The sequence below is a fragment of the Pseudomonas sp. LLC-1 genome (assembly GCF_002992185.1).
GTDB classification, from domain to species: Bacteria; Pseudomonadota; Gammaproteobacteria; order Pseudomonadales; family Pseudomonadaceae; genus Aquipseudomonas; species Aquipseudomonas monteilii.
In genome coordinates, this window is the sequence record NZ_LUVY01000002.1 from 1 (window position 1) to 18,218 (window position 18,218).

General features: G+C 62.1%; 10 protein-coding genes. 1 reads left to right on the top strand and 9 read right to left on the bottom strand.

The window, feature by feature from the left end; all coding sequences use genetic code 11:
• Positions 1 to 115: 115 nt before the first annotated feature.
• From A0O30_RS00105 to A0O30_RS00145, 9 genes are all read right to left on the bottom strand, one after another.
• Entirely contained in the window at positions 116 to 889 is a 774-nt protein-coding gene (locus A0O30_RS00105; protein ID WP_105945146.1) for an enoyl-CoA hydratase, read from the bottom strand.
• Positions 890 to 902: 13 nt separating this feature from the next.
• Complete coding sequence (locus tag A0O30_RS00110; RefSeq protein WP_105945147.1) at positions 903 to 2,030, bottom strand: acyl-CoA dehydrogenase; 1,128 nt, start codon at positions 2,028 to 2,030, stop codon at positions 903 to 905.
• A gap of 8 nt (positions 2,031 to 2,038) precedes the next feature.
• Positions 2,039 to 3,232: an acetyl-CoA C-acyltransferase gene (locus A0O30_RS00115; RefSeq protein ID WP_105945148.1), complete on the bottom strand. Its 1,194-nt coding sequence runs from the start codon at positions 3,230 to 3,232 to the stop codon at positions 2,039 to 2,041.
• Between the two features lie 11 nt (positions 3,233 to 3,243).
• On the bottom strand, positions 3,244 to 4,011 hold the full coding sequence (locus A0O30_RS00120) for an SDR family NAD(P)-dependent oxidoreductase (RefSeq protein ID WP_105945149.1): 768 nt from the start codon (positions 4,009 to 4,011) through the stop codon (positions 3,244 to 3,246).
• A 13-nt stretch (positions 4,012 to 4,024) separates the two neighbouring features.
• Positions 4,025 to 5,671 (bottom strand): AMP-binding protein, encoded by a 1,647-nt coding sequence (locus A0O30_RS00125; protein ID WP_105945150.1) that lies wholly within the window; start codon positions 5,669 to 5,671, stop codon positions 4,025 to 4,027.
• A 90-nt stretch (positions 5,672 to 5,761) separates the two neighbouring features.
• Entirely contained in the window at positions 5,762 to 10,330 is a 4,569-nt protein-coding gene (locus A0O30_RS00130) for an NEL-type E3 ubiquitin ligase domain-containing protein (protein WP_105945151.1), read from the bottom strand.
• Between the two features lie 114 nt (positions 10,331 to 10,444).
• Entirely contained in the window at positions 10,445 to 14,965 is a 4,521-nt protein-coding gene (locus A0O30_RS00135) for an NEL-type E3 ubiquitin ligase domain-containing protein (protein ID WP_105945152.1), read from the bottom strand.
• A gap of 77 nt (positions 14,966 to 15,042) precedes the next feature.
• Positions 15,043 to 16,065, bottom strand: a complete 1,023-nt coding sequence (locus tag A0O30_RS00140) for an AraC family transcriptional regulator (RefSeq protein ID WP_105945153.1) — start codon at positions 16,063 to 16,065, stop codon at positions 15,043 to 15,045.
• Positions 16,066 to 16,122: 57 nt separating this feature from the next.
• Complete coding sequence (locus A0O30_RS00145) at positions 16,123 to 16,986, bottom strand: LysR substrate-binding domain-containing protein (RefSeq protein ID WP_105945154.1); 864 nt, start codon at positions 16,984 to 16,986, stop codon at positions 16,123 to 16,125.
• A 112-nt stretch (positions 16,987 to 17,098) separates the two neighbouring features.
• Between A0O30_RS00145 and A0O30_RS00150 the strand changes: the two genes are divergently transcribed.
• A complete protein-coding gene (locus A0O30_RS00150; protein ID WP_105945155.1) occupies positions 17,099 to 18,205 on the top strand; it encodes a 2-aminoethylphosphonate--pyruvate transaminase in 1,107 nt (368 codons plus the stop codon).
• Positions 18,206 to 18,218 lie beyond the last annotated feature (13 nt).

An 18,218-nucleotide genomic window follows, 5' to 3' on the forward strand; every position in this document is an offset into this window, starting at 1 on the left:
TTCGCTCGGCCTCCTGAAGTCGCAATCGGCGTTGCCTGAACTATCGCGCGCTTAGAAGCAAAAGCAAAAGCAACGGCAACGGCAACGGCAACGGCAACGGCAACGCCGAGTCTGATCAACGATCCTTGAACTGCGCCTCGCGCTTGGCGATGAACGCAGCCATGCCTTCTTTCTGGTCTTCAGTGGAGAAGGCCGCATGGAACACTCGACGTTCAAAGCGCACACCCTCACTAAGGGTAACTTCAAACGCCCGGTTGACGCTTTCCTTGACCATCATGCTCACCGGGATCGATTTGCTGGCAATGGTCGCCGCCACCTTCAGCGCCTCTTCCACCAACTCCGCCTGCGGCACAATCCGCGCCACCAGGCCAGCACGCTCGGCCTCTTCGGCGCCCATCAGGCGGCCAGTCAGGCACAGTTCCATGGCCTTGGCCTTGCCCACCGCACGGGTCAGGCGCTGGGTACCGCCCATGCCCGGCAACACGCCGAGGTTGATTTCCGGCTGGCCGAACCTGGCGTTGTCGGCGGCCAGGATAAAATCACACATCATCGCCAGCTCGCAGCCACCGCCCAGAGCAAAACCAGACACCGCAGCAATGATCGGCTTGCGGCGGTTGGCAATACGGTCGGCATCGCTGAACAGGTCGTCAACGTAGATCTGCGGGTATTGCAGCTCGGCCATTTCCTTGATGTCGGCGCCAGCGGCAAAGGCCTTGGCCGAACCTGTCAGCACCACGCAGCCGATGTTCGGGTCACGCTCTAGCTGGTCCAGGGCCTGGTTGATTTCACCGACAATCTGCGCGTTCAGCGCATTGAGCGCCTGCGGGCGGTTGAGGGTGATCAGGCCGACCTTGCCGTGGATGTCCAACAGGATGGTTTCGAATACCATGCAGTCTGCTCCTTCAAAGATTGCGCGCAATGACCATGCGCTGAATGTCGCTGGTGCCTTCGTAGATCTGGCAAACCCGAACGTCTCGGTAAATCCGCTCCAGCGGGAAGTCACTCAGATAGCCATAACCGCCCAGGGTCTGCAAGGCATCCGAACAGACCTTTTCGGCCATTTCCGAGGCAAACAGCTTGGCCATCGACGCTTCCACCAGCGCTGGGCGCCCGGCATCACGCAGCGCGGCGGCGTGCAGCACCATCTGCCTGGCTACGGCAATTTTCGTGGCCATGTCGGCCAGGCGGAACGCCACGGCCTGATGCTCGATCAGCGCCTTGCCGAAGCTTTGCCGTTCGTTGGCATAGTCGCGGGCCACTTCGAATGCGGCGCGGGCCATACCCACAGCCTGCGAAGCAATACCGATGCGACCACCCTCAAGGTTGGCCAGGGCGATCTTGTAGCCTTCGCCCTCCGCGCCCAGGCGGTTGGCCACGGGCACATGCACATTGTCGAAAACGATCTGGCAAGTGTCGGAGGCATGCTGGCCAAGTTTGTCCTCGACCCGTGCCACCTGGTAGCCCGGCGAATCGGTCGGCACGATGAAGGCGCTGATGCCACGCTTGCCGGCGTCCGGGTCGGTCACGGCAAACACGATCACTACCCCGGCGTTTTGCCCAGAGGTGATGAACTGCTTGCTGCCGTTGAGCACGTAGTGGTCGCCATCAAGCTTTGCACGGGCTTTCAGGCTGCTGGCATCAGAGCCTGCCTGCGGTTCGGTCAGGGCGAAGGCACCGAGCATCGCCCCCGTGGCCAAGGGGGTGAGAAACTGCTCTTTTTGCTGCTCGCTGCCAAAACGCAGAATCGGCACGCAACCTACCGAATTGTGCACGCTCATGATGGTCGAGCAGGCGCCATCACCGGCAGCGATCTCTTCCAGGGCCATGGCATAGGCCACATAACCGGTATCGCTGCCACCCCACTGTTCCGGCACCAGCATGCCGAACAGGCCAAGCTCGGCCATCTCGTCGATGGCCTCTTTCGGAAAACGGTGTTCCTTGTCCCACTGTTCGGCAAACGGTTTCAGGCGCTCCTGGGCGAAAGCGCGCACGGCGTCGGCGATCTGTTGTTGCTCGTCAGTTACCAGCATGGTTCACCTCAGTACAGGCATTCGACAGCCATGGCCGTCGCTTCGCCGCCGCCAATGCAGATGGCCGCTACACCCCGACGCAGGTTGTTCTGGCGCAGGGCTGACAGCAGGGTGACCAGAATGCGCGCGCCAGAAGCACCGATCGGGTGACCCAGGGCGCAGGCGCCGCCGTGAATGTTGACCTTGTCGTGGGGCAGGTCGAGGTGCTTCATGGCCGCCAGGGTGACCACCGCGAAGGCCTCGTTGATTTCGAACAGGTCGACCTCGGCCAGGTTCCAGCCGGTGCGTTTCATCAGTTTGTCGATGGCCCCGATCGGCGCGGTCGGGAACAGCGCCGGGGTGTCGGCGAATGCGGCGTGGCCATGGATCACCGCCAGCGGCTTGAGGCCACGTTTCTCGGCTTCGGAGCGGCGCATCAGCACCAGCGCGGCAGCGCCATCGGAAATCGAGCTGGCGTTGGCTGCCGTCACCGTGCCGCCTTCGCGGAAGGCAGGCTTGAGCTGCGGGATCTTGTCCAGGCGCGCCTTGGGCGGCTGCTCGTCATCCTTGATGACGCGTTTTTCCTTACCCTCGGTAACTTCCACCGGCACGATCTCGGCGGCAAAGCGGCCGCTCTTGATCGCGTCCTGGGCACGGGTCAGCGAGGCGATGGCGAACTGGTCCTGGGCTTCGCGGCTGAAGGCATTGGCCTGGGCGCAGTCCTCGGCGAAAGTGCCCATCAGGCGGCCTTTGTCGTAGGCGTCTTCAAGGCCGTCCATGAACATGTGGTCGATGATCTTGCCGTGGCCCATGCGGTATCCGCCACGGGCCTTGTCCAGCAGGTAGGGGGCGTTGGTCATGCTCTCCATGCCACCCGCTACCACCACGTCTGCGGTACCGGCCAGCAGCAGGTCATGAGCCATGATCGCGGCTTGCATGCCCGAGCCACACATCTTGTTCAGGGTGGTGCAGGTGGTGTGCTTGTCCAGCCCGGCGCCCAGCGCCGCCTGACGCGCCGGTGCCTGGCCCTGGCCGGCAGGCAGCACGCAGCCGAACAGCACCTGCTCGACGCTGGCAGCGTCGATGCCGGCGCGCTCCACGGCGCCGCGAATGGCCGCGCTGCCCAGTTGTGGCGCGGTCAGGCTTTTAAGGTCGCCCTGCAGGCCGCCCATGGGCGTGCGCACGGCGCTGACGATTACGATCGGGTCATTGGCGAGGGTCATGTTCGCTCTCCTTACTTGGCTGCCATGCGCAGTGCGCCGTCGAGGCGGATCACCTCGCCGTTGAGCATGCTGTTCTCGATGATGTGACGGGCCAGTGCAGCGAATTCCTGTGGGCGGCCCAGGCGTGGCGGGAATGGCACACCGGCCGCCAGCGAAGCACGCACCTCTTCGGTCATGCCGGCCATCATCGGTGTTTCGAAGATGCCCGGGGCAATGGTCATCACGCGGATGCCAAAGCGCGCCAGCTCACGGGCGGTCGGCAAGGTCAGGCTGGCGATGGCGCCCTTGGATGCGGCATAGGCGGCCTGGCCAATCTGCCCGTCATAGGCGGCAATCGACGCCGTGTTGATGATCACGCCACGCTCCCCACCCTCATCGGCAGCCCCTTCGGCCATGGCCGCCGCAGCCAGTCGCAGCAGGTTGAAACTGCCGACCAGGTTGACGTTGATGACCTTGGCGAAGCTGGCCAGGCCATGAGGCCCCTGCTTGCCCAGCACCTTCTCCGCACCGACGATGCCAGCGCAGTTGACCAGCCCATGCAGGCTGCCAAAGCTGCTGACAGCCGCATCGACAGCCGCTTGGGCCGCCTGCTCGTCACTGATGTCAGCCACGGCGAAACGGGCGTTGTCACCCAGCTCCCGGGCCTTGGCCTCGACAGCCTGGGCATTGAGGTCGACCAGCATGACCTTGGCGCCGGCCTCGACCAGCATCTGCGCGGTCGCGGCACCCAGCCCGGAGGCGGCGCCGCTGACGATGAAGTGTTTGTTGGCTATCTGCATGATCGGTTTCCTTTCAGGCGCTGGCAGGGGTGGCCTGTTGCGCGTTTTGTTTGGCGACTTCCTGGTTACGCAGGATGAAGCGTTGCAGCTTGCCGCTCGGGGTTTTGGGCAGCTCGCTGACGAATTCGATTTCTCTGGGGTAGGCATGCGCGTACAGCCGCTGGCGTACGTGCTGACGCAAGGTTTCTTCCAGCTCGACACTACCGTTGCAGCCACTGGCCAATACCACGAACGCTTTGATCAGCTCGGTGCGCTCCGGGTCGGGCTTGCCGATCACCGCCGCCTCGATCACCGCCGGGTGCTCGATCAGCGCGCTCTCCACATCGAACGGGCCAACCCGGTAACCGGAGGTGGTGATCACATCATCGCTGCGGCCAACGAAGCTGATGCTGCCGTCCTGGTTCAGCTCGACGGTGTCGCCGCTGAGGTAGTATTTGTCAATGAAGGACTTGGTCGGCAGGCCGTGGTAGCCACCGAACCAGCACAACGGTGATTGCTCACGGTCGACAGCAAGGATGCCCGGTTGGCCGGCCGGCAGTTCGTTACCCTGCTCGTCCACCACCACGATGCGGTGGCCAGGGATGGCAAAGCCGGCCGAGCCCAGGTGCACCGGGTGCTTCAAACCATGGTGGTTGCACAGCACCATGCCCAGCTCGGTCTGGCCGTAGTGATCGTGAATGGTCACGCCCAGTTCGTCGGAGAACCAACGGATCACTTCCGGATTAAGCGGTTCGCCAGCACTGCTGACCACCCGCAGGCGGCCCTTGACCGGCGCCGAGAACTCATTGCCCGCAGCAATCAGCAAACGGTACGCGGTAGGCGAGCCGGCCAGGTTGGTGATGCCCAGCTTGTCGATCACCCGGGCGCAGCTTTCAACACTGAACGGGCCATCGTAGAAGGTGGTGGCGTGCCCCAGCGACAACGGGCCGGTAACAGCGTAATACAGGCCGTACGCCCAACCCGGGTCGGCCAGGTTCCAGAAGTTGTCCTCCGGAAGCAGTTCGATGGCATCGCGCATGTAGCCCTGGAACGCGACAATGGCCCGCAGCGGTACTTCCAGTGGTTTCGCCGGGCCGGTGGTTCCGGAGGTGAACATCAGCAGGAACGGATCGTTGCCCGAGCGCATCACCGGCTCGCAGGCATCCGCTGCGCGCTCCAGGCATTGCTGGAAGTCCAGCTCACCGCTACGGGCCCTGACGGTGATGATGGTCGGACAGGCCTGCACATCGTCCAGCTTGGCGCGGTTCTGGCTGTCGGTGATGACCACTCGGGCTTGGGATTGCTCAAGCCGGTGCTCGATGGCCTTGGGGCCGAACGCCGTGAACAACGGCTGGTAAACCGCCCCCAGGCGCCAGGTGGCGAGGATGGTGACCAGCAGTTCGGGCGTGCGCGGCATCAACCCGGCCACCCGGTCTCCGGCCCCCACCCCCTGCACCTTGAGCACATTGGCAAACCGGGCTGCCTGCGCCTTGAGCTGATCGAAGCTGTAGCGCGCGCTGTTGCCATCGCGGTCTTCGTAAATCAGCGCCAGCTTGCCGTTTCCGGCATGCCGATCACAACATTCGACACAGGCATTGAGGGCTTCGAGGTGGCCATGCAATGCCGCCGTAGCGGCCTTGGCATGGTCGAACGCACGGGCGGCCTCGGCGTAATCGCGCATCGTCAGACTCCTGGTTTCTTGTTTTTGGAGTTAAACCATCGGTCCAACGATGTTCGCGCCGCTCAAGCGCGGCGGCAATGGCCTAAATTGTCAAACTGGATGACCGGTTTGGCCGTCCGCAGGTTCGGCCCGGCCCAGCAAGGGCTTTGTCAGCACTTGCTTCAGCCAGCACAGCTGCGCGGCTTTGGCGTTACTCAATGCCTCCCACCGCTCGCGATACAGCTGGTCGCTCAGCGTGTCACGCAGATCGTCCAGCTCACTGCCCAGGTCGTCATATTCATCATGGATTGCCTTGAAGTCAGCCGGGTACTGCGCTTGCAGCCACTTGCTCCAGAATGTCTGCTCGCTGAGGAAACCCGCCTTTGCCTCGTTCGTTTCAGCCGCCTTGATAGAGGCCCGTGCCTTGACCAACATGCTTTCAGTGCCTCTGCTGTAGGTGGCAAACCTCATCGAACCGGGTTGCCCTGGCAACTGCATTTCCTTGGCCAGGTTGACGATGTAGTAGAGCCGAGCTTCGATCAGGTCCAGATCAGGTTCCGACTTGGCACGGGCTTCCAGGTCTTCACGAATAAACGCCTCGAGCTTGTCCAGGCGAAACAACCCCGCCCCCAGCTTCAGAAGCTCATCCCCGTTGCCTGGCGCCGACTTTTCAGCCTGAGCTACCAGCACCTGTACCTGCAGCCCTGCAAAGCGCTCGGCCACACTGTCCGCGCAGGTGACCGGCTGGCTGGCAATCCCACGTATCTGTAGCGCCAGCTCGGGGTCGGCATCCATGGCGTCCAACATGTTCCACACTTGTGCGGTAAGGACTTCGCGTTGCGCCTTGTTGCGAAAATCGGCGCTCTCTTGCAGCTTGTTCAGGATTTGTAAAAGGCTGTCTTCCTGCTGGTCGCCGCTCGATGCAGGAAACAGTCGGCTCCATAGTGCACCGCGCTCTTCTGCACGCTCATCCGTCATCCACGCCCTGCGGGTGGACAGCAGTTCGCCGGGCATGACGAATGGGTCATGTGTACGATGCGGTGCACGTGCGTACAAACGCTCCAGCTGGAGCCTTGGGATAGCATTACGATCCAGGTTGATGGCGGCACGGAATGTATAGGGCATGCTCACGATTGCGTCGGGAACGCTGGTGAGTACATTCGAGCTCAGGTTCACGACACGTAACGATCCGCAATGCTCCAGCCCGACTGGCCATTCGTGCAAGCCACAATGAATCAGATGCAGCCGCCTCAATGCCGGCACCTGGGCGAAGCGCAGCGTCAGTGCACGCAAAGGGTTGAAGCTCAAGTCCAGTGAAATTATCTGGGGGAGCTCACCCAAGGTATTGGTTGCCTGCTCATCCAGGCGGATACGGTTGTAGGACAGTTGCAACCTCTCCAACTGCGTGAGGTGCCTGATACCCTCCGGCAGTGTCTGCAGGTTGTTTCTCGACAGGTTGAGCCGACGCAAACTCCTGAAGCAAACGAAGAACGCGTCAGGCACGGCTTGCACTGACGAATTGACCATGACGATGGACGTCACAAAGTGGAAGTCGAGCTCGGCGCTCATTTCGGGTAGCGTGGTCACTCGGCAACCACTCATATCCAGGATGTGGCCTCGGCCAGGATGATGCTCCGTATCAATATCCAGCTGCCGGCGCCAGGCCGAACGCAGCCGCTGCGTCAGTTGCTGACGCGCCGGTCGCTCAGGCTCTGGCGCCCCGGCAATCCACTCACCGAGCCTGGCATTGAGCAACTCATAGTTCCGCTCTTCGAACAACAGCGCTTCCAACGGGTCATTGCTTTGCATGATCCGGTACACATGCTCATCCAGTTGCCTTGGCGAGTCACCTCGGTAGAGCGCAGACAACCGCCGACGTAACCGCTGGTACATGCCTGATTCCGTCGAAGCCCGCCCCCCCAATGGATAGCCCACTCGGCCGTCAGGCAGGCGTTGCCCCGGATTGACCCAACCCTCGTCTTCAATCCAACCCAACACGTTCAGCAGCTTCTGGCGCTTGTCGGGCAACGTGTTCAGCAGCCTTTGTCGCAAGCTATCCGCAGATTGACAACCACTCAGCCCAAGGCTGGTTTGCTGTGGCGTTGAGAGCAAGGCGCAGATGGCCCGGAAGAAATCATCAGGTTCGCTAGCCTGATCTTCAAGCCGCACGCCGCGGTAGTCATAGAGGTCAAATTGCCCTTCGCTGTGCACCAGGATCTTCTGTTCAGCTTCTGCTGCCTGTGAATTGAGCACCGCCAGCAAACGGCCTGATGGTGTGTTTTCCCGCAGCTCCAGGCGCCCGCTATACGCCCAGTTATCAACACGAGGCAGCAGGTGGAATGCCAGCTCACCCGCTACATCGCAATAGGCATGACGCAGCATCAGCCCTTGCTGGGCACGGCTGAGCCGGGCAAGCTGCAACAGTGAGCGGGCCTTTTTCGACACCGACAGCGGTAACCGCCGCCGCAGTTCGATTTCCTCCCGCTCGGGGGCGGTCAAGGCTATGGCCAACTCGGAGAGGTAATCCGGCGGCAAACCGGCAAAGTCACGCTGAATTACCTGGGCAACCGTATCAGCAGGCGGGTCAACCTGGGTCAAATGCGTGAACAGCGCTTGACGTAACTGGGTCGCGTTCTCTTCGAACGCGGCATTCAGTTGGTCTGAGTCCACAGTGGTAAGCGCCAGATGTTGCGTGCACCAGGCACGAAGGTCCTGGTCTTCGAACTTCGACGCAGTAGCTGCTGGCTCGGCGAAGAAACGGGTAACCCGCCCGTCGGCCTCAAACCTGCGTAACGTATCGCGCAGGTTGGCTGGCAAGGCACGGTTTTCAACCAGAATGCCACGTAGCTCGTCCGCGTCGCTGCATGCGGCCTGCAGCACCTGCCGGGCGCGCAATGGGTCAACAGGTTGCGCTTGGGGCCACAACCGGTCGAGCATCTTCGCTTCATCGCTCCACGCCTGCGGTACCTCTTCGCGCAAATGCCACGATCGCTCGCCATTACCGACCACAATCGGCCCATACGCCGTGGGCCGAAGCGGATGCTGCAGACGCCATGGGCCATTTACCTCAGTACGATGCACCTGATAACAGTGGCCATCGAGCCGCACGAAATGCCGCTCACCGTCGCGGTAAAGGCCGTTGTCGGCCAGCGTGGCTCCTTCTGCCGGGGTGCGGTAGAGGCTGAGGTCTGGGTTCCAAAGCCGCTGAGTGTCGATGCCGGTGGTCACTGGCGCCAGGCCATCGACAAAAGCACTACGCGCGATAGTACTGGCAACGGCTTGGGTAGCGGCGACCCCTCCGCCGATGGCAGCGGCTGCAGCGACGGTTTCGGCAACACCCAGGACGTGCTGCAGTGCCTCGTGATCATGCCCTTTGGCCCAGTCCACAGCACCTTCGAACACCTGCGAACACACCTGAACCACCAACTGCGACAACAACAAGGCACCAACGACCGGCACGGTAAGCCCTGCCAGGTTGGTCAGTCCCCAGCCCAGCGAAGTCCATTCTTCAAGCCGTTCACGACTGGCCTTGGCATCGGCGGCTGACGTGGGTACCAACAGCAGTTCGGCGTCTGCCTTCATGCGCGTGAGTTGCGCGTCAACCCAGTGTTGGAACACTGAGTCGTGATAGGTCTCACCCTCCACTTCCAGGTCCGGTACTTCATCCGCAAGCCGCAACTGCAGTGTCTTGATGAACGCGGCACGGTCTGCCAGTGCTATTGATTGAAGGAGGGCCGCCTGCCTCGTTTCATCCTGAAGCGAGATAGCCATGGCCTTGACCCAATCCTGCGTGGAGGGGTACCAGCGCAATGGGTCTTCCTGCTCACCCGACAAGTAAATGACGACGCCCTTGTCTTCATCTTCGGCCCCACGCAACTGGATGAACAAAGCCCCATGCATAGTCACTTTCAGCATCGACATCAAGCCTGGATAAGCCGTCAACGCCTGGTCATCACTTGCTTGAGCGGGCAAGGCCTGGCCAGGTATGCCCGCAGCGACGCTGCTGATGTAAGCCTCCAGCGCCCGCCGCACATCGCCATCAATCGTCTTTTTCAGGAACGCAAGGTGCACGGCCAGCTTGAATCCTTCCAGCTTGTCCTTCACCAGCAGCGCCGAATGTGTGGTGAAGGTGCTATCCAGCAAGGCCTGGTACTGGGCCCCTGCATCCAGCGTGCGACAAATGTCGATCAACGTTTCCAGGTCGCCGGACAACACTGTCGTAGTACCTGGGGCCACCAGCCCACTGCCCTCCAGTGGGGTAACGCCATGGGCGAAGTTCTGCATCAAGCGCAACAACCCAGGCTCCATCTGATACTCGGTTTCCAGCCAAGGCACCGTCGAGCCTTCCAGCGTGCGAACCTTGCGCTGCCACATCAGCGTACTCAGCGTTTGCCCACGAGGCAGAATACCTGCCAGTGCTGCAGAGAATGTGTTTAGCGCAAATTGGTGCAGCGGTAAGGCGCTGGCCGTCGCCGCCGCCACGCTTTCTTCGCTGGCTTTATGGCTGGTAACCAAGGCCCGCAACGTACGGATGTCCGCCACCGAGGCCTCCTTGATCCAGTGCGGCGTTCGTCTGTGGATGAAGGTATCGCCAGCCTGGCGCGCCTCGGCTTCACCTACGGAGGGAAGGTCGTTTTCATCGCCATCAGTCTTGATCTGTATCAGGTTACGTTCACGCATGGGTCACTCCGCCCTATTGAAATGGGCCGACCAATCTTTCATTGTTTGGCCGCCCCAATAAGAGGGAACTGAACTACCGTTGTACTCCCATGTGCCAACGTTGACGCCCGACCTTCAATCGGCTTGCCCCGCCAGGCCCATCTCTTCCCGGGTAAGGCGCAGGGCCAATGCCTGCAAGGCCTGTTCACGCGCCACCGCCAACTCCCCGGACCGCGCCACATACTCGGCACTGTTCAAGGTCGGTTTTTCGCTTTCCAGCGTCTGCAGTTTGTCGATGAACGCATCCTCGATTTTGCCAAACGGCTCTTCATACCGCTGCCGCAGGTATTCCAGCCAGAAGTCACGCTGGCTGATATAGGCCTCCCTGGCCGGTGTAGCCTCGGCATTCAGCACTTGGGTGTATGCAGCATCGATCTGCGCCTGGGTCACCCCGGCCAACGATTGGAACAGCATGCTTCGAGGTTGCCCCAGCAGGTCCAGGCGCACAGCGAGGCCAGACAGGTAGGCCATGTCGACCTCTACCTCTTCGTTGGTGTCTTCACGTTGCCACTCACCGCTTTCATAGCGGCCCTCCATATCGGCCCGAACGATCGCAGCCACCCGATCGAGCCGATACAGACGCTGAGCCAGGTCAAGCCGATCCGTACGGGTGGCAAGCGGTGCGCCACGCTGCCGTAGCCGCGCCACATGCATCCTCACCACCAGCTGGCTGAAAACCTCGGACGCGTTGTCCCGGCAGGTGCGCGGGTCTGCTGCCCGCTCGAACAGCTCGTCACGCACCGCCTCATCGCTGCTGGCCGCTTCTACCAGTGACCATACGCGCTCACCGGTGTATGCCGGGAACGCACGAAAATCAGAGGTTTCGGCCATTTCCTGCAGCAACGCGAAAAAGCTCGTTGCCCGCTCCAGCCCACGCAATCGGTTCCACTGCAGTTGCCTGGCGGTTTGTTCGGCTGGCGCCACGGTAGCCAACCACAGTGCCCTCAACGCATCCCCACCGATACTTTCGGCACCGGCCGCTGCCGGCGGCGTTACGTTTCCTGGCAACAGCGCCAGTGCGTTGCCCCTGAGGTCCACAGCGTTACGCCAGGCCAACGGCCTGCTCCCCCATGAGGCAGGCAATTGGCGAATCCGGTTATGACGCAGGTCGGCATAAACCAGCTGTTCACAACGTTCCAGGCCAGCAGGTAAGGCTGTCAGCCCTGTGCGCTGCAAGCCCAACTCGCGTAATTGCAACAAATGCCCCACAGGCAATGAGGCGGCACGAATGCTATTGCCACTAAGGTCCAGAATACGCAGTTGCGTCACCGTCAAAGGCAGGCCTGCCTGGCTGCTCCGGATACGGATCTGGTTGCCCCGCAGGATTAAACTCCGTAAATGGGTCAAAGCACTCAACCCATCAGGCAGTGCTGTCAGAAAGTTGTAGCTCAGGTTCAGGCGCTGCAAACGGGCGAACCTGGCCAGAAAGCCTGGCGGCAGTTCAGGCATGCGGATGTCCACGAGTGACAAGTCGAGCACATTGGAAAAGTCGATGTTGACTGGCAAGGTCGGCAATCCGCCCCCAGGCACCGACATGATCGACAGGCGCGTCCCCCAACCTGGGCCCTGCGCATTGGCGACGCGCTCCCCGTCAAACCGCCAGGCACGCAGCAGCGCCGCGGTGATTTCACGCCTGTGGTGCTGTTGCTGCTCTTCTGCGGCCTGCACCCAATCCTGAAGATGCATCTCCAGCTGCTGGTATTGCTGTTCCTGCAGCAGAAGATTGCTCATTGCCGAACGACCGCGATTCGATACGATCTGAACGAAACGCTCGACTTCATCCTCGTCAAAGCTTGGGTACAAAGCGCGGATACGGCGGCGCAAGGCCTGCCCCGGCCGCTCGAATGCCGACAGGCTGCCCCCCAAAGGGTAACCCAATCGACCATCGGCCATGCGCTTCATGGTGGAGGCAACAGCTTTGGCCTCCCCCCACCCCAACAGCGCCAACACATCCGTACGCTGCCGTGGCAGCCAGGCCTGCAGCTGTTTGCGCACTTGCCCAGGCACATCGTCGCCAACCCAGCCCTGATCGTTGAGAAACGCTTGCCCAAGGCTTGCTTCCAGTGCCTCGAACAAGCCTTGGGGTTGCCGCACAATCCGATCATTACCTTGCGCGTCACGCACCGTAAATCGGCCGCTGCTTCTGACCAACTGCATTGCCGGCGCCACACCTTGCCCTTCAGGGAACAGTCGCACCCGCGCCTGCTCACTCACCGAGCCTTCGAGCAGTACCAGGTTCATCTGTTCAGCTCGCAGCCCGTGCTTGCGCAACAAGGCAAACACCAAGGCCACCGCATCAGGCCGATAACTGCCGTGCAGGAACAACGCCTCACGGGTGCGTGCCAGGCGCGCTTCCTGCAACGACGCCCTGGCTCGTTGCGCCAGGGCCAGTGGTAGCCGTGCCCGGTTGATCATGAGCGCGCGCATGTCGTCATCGGCATGCTTGAGCACCTCCAGCGCATACGCCTTGGGCAAGCCAGGGAAATCTCGCTGCAGCACTGCCAGGGCCGGGGCCTGCGGCAGATACAGTTCGGCAAAGTGATCGAGCATGGCCTCGCGCAGGCTGTGGGTGGCCGCGCGAAGGGTGGTGATCTGCTCGGCCAATGGCCGTGACCGCAGCGCAAGCCTGTCGACACACCAGTTCAAACGCTCGGCATCCTCCGCCCGGCCTTGGTGTACACCCTGGAAAAAAGCCTCGTTTCGGGCATCCACCGCGAAACGCTCCAGGGTATCGCGCAGTACCACGGGCAAGCGCCGCCGCTCCACCAGTACGCCACGCAGAAAGTCGGCATCCACACCTGCAACCTGCAAAAGCTGCGACACACGCTCAGGTGCCAGATCACGGGCCGAGGGCCACAGACGGGTCAGCAACAGGGGCTCACCGCTCCATTCCAGTGGCCTGTCGAAGGCTAGCAGCCAGCCGCGCTCGCCATTGCCACGCAGCAGAGGGCCGTATGCATTCGGGTCGTCAGGATGTTCCAGTCGCCAGGCCCCATCGCTATTTGCCTTGACCTTGTAATACGCTCCGTCGCGGTACCACCCTGCACCCTGGTCATTGCTGAACAGTCCATCATCACGCTCAGTCAACGGCAGTGTCGGCGATGCCTCCCGGTAAGGCGCCAGGTCATTGCGCCATAAACGCGGGGCGCCACCTTCGGTCATGATCGGTTCGAGCGTTTCCACGAACGCGCCGTGTGCTGCATGCAGGCCCCAGACAGCAGCCCCGGCAAGCGCGGTGACAGAGGCCGATGCCGCCACCTCCAGCATGTGCTGCAGGGCCTCGTGCTGATGGCCCTGGCTCCAGTCACGCGCACCTTCGTAAACATGATCGAGCATCTGCACCGCCAGGTTCGCCAACATCAACCCGCCAATCACCGGCACGAACATGCCGGCCAGCCCCAGCACGGTCAACCCCGCGTTTTCAAGGGCGCGCAGGCGTTCAGCCGCTGTTCTGGCATCCACCTCGGCCGTGGGCACGGCGAGAAACCGCGCATCCGCTTTGATGCGTTGCACACGCCTGGCGGCAAACGCCTTGAATACATCCTGTGAAATCACCACGCTGGAGGGAGCCAGGTCTGGCTTGTCGTCCGCAAGACGTGTCTTGAGCAAAACCAGAAAGTTCGCCCGATCCTTGAGTGCCAGACGACGTTCGAACGCTCGAAGGTAATCTGCGCTGCGTAGCGCTCCGACCAGGTGGAGGTTCATGGCATGCCAATCGTCAAAACGTCGCAGCGGGCATTCATGGTCATCTGGCAGGTACGCAATGATACCTTTCAGGCGATCAACAACACCGAACTGGGCCTCGCTCTGGTTGCGTGGTGGCTGGATCAGCTCGAACACCAGCACGCCATCCACGGGCATGCCGAGCACCTCGAAACCTGCGGCCTGCACGGCAAGCGTACCCACATGCACGGCGGTTGCGCCCTGGCCAATTTCGCGCAGCGTCTTCACGTCGGCGGGGGTAAGCGACCCTTTGAGCGCTGAAATTTCCGTGGCCAAGGCCAGTTCCAGGCGTTTGTCGGTGGCCAGAACCGCCTCGAATGAAGCAGTCAATAGCGCCTCCAGGTGCTGCTGATAAGCAGCACCCACATCAACTTCACGGCACAGGCTGACGAGCTCATCGATGCGTTCGGTAACAACCTGTGCGGCACCACCTTCTATCGGCTGGCACGCCAGCAACGCGGTAGGGGCCTGGAATGATTGCCCAGCCTTGAAATTGCGCATCAACCGCTGCAATGCAGGCTCATCGTGTGTGACAGGCTGGATATCTGGCACCGTGCTGCCCGGCAACACTTCAAAGCCTGGCCGGTTGACCCGGGTTCGCACTTCACGCCACACGGCGCTACCAAGGTCCACAACAACGCCAAACCTGCTTTCCAGGCTGTGTTCGAGCACCCCTCTGGCGAACCCGTCCAAGGGCAGCAGCCGCTGCGCAACCTGGGCGACCGTTGCCTGGCTCGCGAGGTGCAAGGCCACATGCTGCTGCAACACCGGGATCTGAGCGGGTTTAGCCTGTTTCAGCCAGCCAGGCAGTTGCTCGGCGATGAAGTCATTGACGGGGTATTTGAGCTTGAGGTTTTCCTGGGGCACAGCCATGTCGGCCTCCTGAAGGTTGATCGCCCCGCTACACTGCTCAACCTGCTCTGTGCCCGGCAGCAGGAAGCCTTCAACCCTCAGTGTGCTGCGTCACGCGTCAGGACCAATGCGCGATAGTGGCCCGGGTTGCAACCAAACCATTTGCGAAACGCCTTGTAGAACGAACTGCTGTCGGCAAAGCCCAATCGTGCGGCAACCTCGCCCATGGCAGGTTCCGCCTGGCTCAACCAGGCAATGGCAAGCTCACGACGTACGCTGTCCTTGAGCCCCTGGTAGGTCTGCCCCTCCTCTGCCAAGCGCCGGCGGAACGTAGAGGGCGACAGGCACAGTTGCCGCGCCAAGGCGTCGCTGTCGAGCCAGCGGTTGGGGTCCAGGTGCAGCAGGTCGGTGCGGATACGCCGCGCCAGGCTGGCCGGGTCACGGTACTTGACCAGGATGTTGCCCGGCACTTCGGCAAGAAAACGCTGCAGCTCCTCCTCACTGCGCCGCAGCGGCAAGTCGAGGCAGTCCGCCGCAATGATCATGCGGGTGCGCGGGCGTTCAAAATGCAGGTTTTGCGAAAACATGACACGGTAGTCATCACAAAATGGCGGCTCGGCACAACGCAGGTCGATGGCTAGAATCGGGATACGCCGCCCGGCCAGCCAGCACGCCACCCCATGCACGATCATCCAGAACGTGAAATAGGTGAACGCGCGGCGCGGTTCGTCACGCGGCTCATTGATGACAATCTCGGCCAGACCTTCCTGGCGCACCAGGCTGGGCTGCATGTCCTGGAGCATCAGCGAAAGGAATGCCAACGAGGTTTCCAGGCCCGCGCCCAAGGTCGGCTGGCCCATGCTGGCACGGCACATGAACGCCAGGCTGCCACTGCGCAGGCCGCGCGGGTCCATGGCGAAGAACTCGTCGTTGCAGCGACGTGCCAGCAGGCGCCACAACCGGGCATAGGACTCTGCACTGACACGCGCCTCAGGCAACTGCAAGTGTTCAACGGCAATGCCCGCCCGGGCCAGCAAGCCGCTATCGGGCTCACCGGCGGGGCAGGTCTGCAACAGCGCTTCACGCACCAGCTGCATGGAAATAGTGTCTTTGTCGCTCATCGACGGTCCTGTCGGCGGGTTGCCGGCCATCTTAGGCCGCCTTGCTGAAAACAGCCATCACAGCCCCACCGCCAGGCCCAGGAACGCCTGGATCAGGCGCAATTCGCGACGGCGCTCCAGGCAACCGATCAGGTGTTGGTTGACCAGGCCCTCGCCAGACAATGGCCGTGCCACCACCCGCGGATCATTGGCCACTTCTGTAGAAGAAACAACACCAATACCCAGCTCCGAAGCCACCGCCTCGGTCACCGCCTCACGGCTGTCCAGTTCCAGCAGTACACGCGGCTGCACGCCCGCCCTGATGCAGGCTTTGTCGAAGGTGCGCCGCGTGGTGGAGCTGGGCTCGCGCAGCACCATGATCTGCTGGTGCAGTTCGGCCAGGGGCAAATCGCCGTCGCCGTGGGCCCAGCCATGCCCCGCAGGCAACAAGGCACACAGGCGTGATTCGCAGAGGTTCTGCAGGTACAGGCCTTTGCGCGGCTCGATCTCGGTCAGCACCGCCACGTCGGCGTGTTCGGACAACAGCGCAGCCAGCGTTTCCTGGGCATTGCCCAGCCGCAAGTTGACGGTGATGCCGGGGTAGCGCTCACGCAGCTGCGCCAGCATGGGCATGACCCGGTGCGGGCCATCGGCCGCCACCTCCAGGCGCCCGGTCAGCAACTGCCGGTTGGCTTCAAGCATGGCCTGGGCCTCTTCGGCCAGGCCGAACATGGCGCGGGTGATGGCCGCCAGGCGAGTGCCCTCTTCGGTCAACTCCACCCGCCGTGCGGTGCGCCGCAGCAAGGTGATCTGGTAGTGCTCTTCCAGTGCCTTGACGTGCCCGGTCACGGCCGGCTGGCTGATGAACAGCCGCTCGGCGGCACGGGTAAAGCTGCCCTCACGGGCCACGGCGTCGAAGGCGCGGAGCTGGAACAGGTTCATTTCTATCGGCCTGACTTATAGCTGAAATAACAACAAACAATTTGATTGATAGCAGCGTGAATTGCAACCTAGGCCCCGTAGTTTCAGCCCACCGCTTGTGAGGAATAACGGAATGAGCAACGCCCCGATTCTGCTGACCCCAGGTCCCCTGACCACATCAATCCGCACCCGCCAAGCCATGCTGGTGGACTGGGGCTCCTGGGACCGCGATTTCAACCAACTGACGGCCAGCGTGTGCGAGCAGCTGCTGGCGATCATCGACGGCAGCGCCAGCCACCACTGCGTGCCCCTGCAAGGCAGCGGCACCTTCGCCGTGGAAGCGGCCATCGGCACCCTGGTGCCACGCGATGGCAAGGTTCTGGTGCTGATCAACGGCGCTTACGGCCAGCGTCTGGCGAAAATCTGCAAAGTGCTGGGCCGCACGTACAGCACCTTCGAAACCGCCGAAGACCAGCCAACTACCGCCGCTGATGTCGACCGCCTGCTGGCTGCCGACCCGGCCGTGACCCACGTGGCATTGATCCACTGCGAAACCAGCACAGGCATCCTCAACCCGCTGCCCGAGATCGCCCAGGTCATCAAACGCCACGGCAAACGCCTGATCATCGATGCCATGAGCTCGTTCGGCGCCTTGCCAATCGACGCCCGCGAAATCCCCTTCGAAGCACTTATCGCCGCCTCCGGCAAGTGCCTGGAAGGCGTACCCGGCATGGGCTTCGTCTTCGCCGAAAAAGCAGCCCTGGCCGCCGCCGAAGGCAATGCCCACTCGCTGGCCATGGACCTTCACGACCAGCACGCCTACATGGCCAAGACCGGCCAGTGGCGCTTCACACCGCCCACCCATGTGGTCGCGGCCCTGCATGAAGCACTGCAGCAATACAACGAGGAAGGCGGCCTGCCGGCGCGCCATCAGCGCTACGCCGACAACTGCAAGACCCTGCTCGACGGCATGGCTGCCATCGGCCTGCGCAGCTTCCTGCCGGCCGAGATCCAGGCGCCGATCATTGTCACGTTCCATGCACCCAACGATGCCCGCTACCAGTTCAAAGACTTCTACGAGCGGGTCAAGGCCAAGGGTTTCATCCTTTACCCAGGCAAGCTGACCCAGGTCGAAACCTTCCGCGTCGGTTGCATCGGCGTGGTCGGAGCAGACGGCATGCAAGCCGCCGTGAATGCCGTGGCACAAGTGCTGCGGGAAATGGAAGTGCTGGACATCTGACCCCTTTGCCCAC

What these genes read in the sequence shown, in the direction of transcription:
- A0O30_RS00140 (WP_105945153.1), bottom strand. Translation starts at nt 16,065, where the DNA reads ATGAGCGACAAAGACACTATTTCCATGCAGCTGGTGCGTGAAGCGCTG.
- A0O30_RS00135 (WP_105945152.1), bottom strand. Translation starts at nt 14,965, where the DNA reads ATGGCTGTGCCCCAGGAAAACCTCAAGCTCAAATACCCCGTCAATGAC.
- A0O30_RS00110 (WP_105945147.1), bottom strand. Translation starts at nt 2,030, where the DNA reads ATGCTGGTAACTGACGAGCAACAACAGATCGCCGACGCCGTGCGCGCT.
- A0O30_RS00125 (WP_105945150.1), bottom strand. Translation starts at nt 5,671, where the DNA reads ATGCGCGATTACGCCGAGGCCGCCCGTGCGTTCGACCATGCCAAGGCC.
- A0O30_RS00150 (WP_105945155.1), top strand. Translation starts at nt 17,099, where the DNA reads ATGAGCAACGCCCCGATTCTGCTGACCCCAGGTCCCCTGACCACATCA.
- A0O30_RS00115 (WP_105945148.1), bottom strand. Translation starts at nt 3,232, where the DNA reads ATGACCCTCGCCAATGACCCGATCGTAATCGTCAGCGCCGTGCGCACG.
- A0O30_RS00130 (WP_105945151.1), bottom strand. Translation starts at nt 10,330, where the DNA reads ATGCGTGAACGTAACCTGATACAGATCAAGACTGATGGCGATGAAAAC.
- A0O30_RS00145 (WP_105945154.1), bottom strand. Translation starts at nt 16,986, where the DNA reads ATGAACCTGTTCCAGCTCCGCGCCTTCGACGCCGTGGCCCGTGAGGGC.
- A0O30_RS00120 (WP_105945149.1), bottom strand. Translation starts at nt 4,011, where the DNA reads ATGCAGATAGCCAACAAACACTTCATCGTCAGCGGCGCCGCCTCCGGG.
- A0O30_RS00105 (WP_105945146.1), bottom strand. Translation starts at nt 889, where the DNA reads ATGGTATTCGAAACCATCCTGTTGGACATCCACGGCAAGGTCGGCCTG.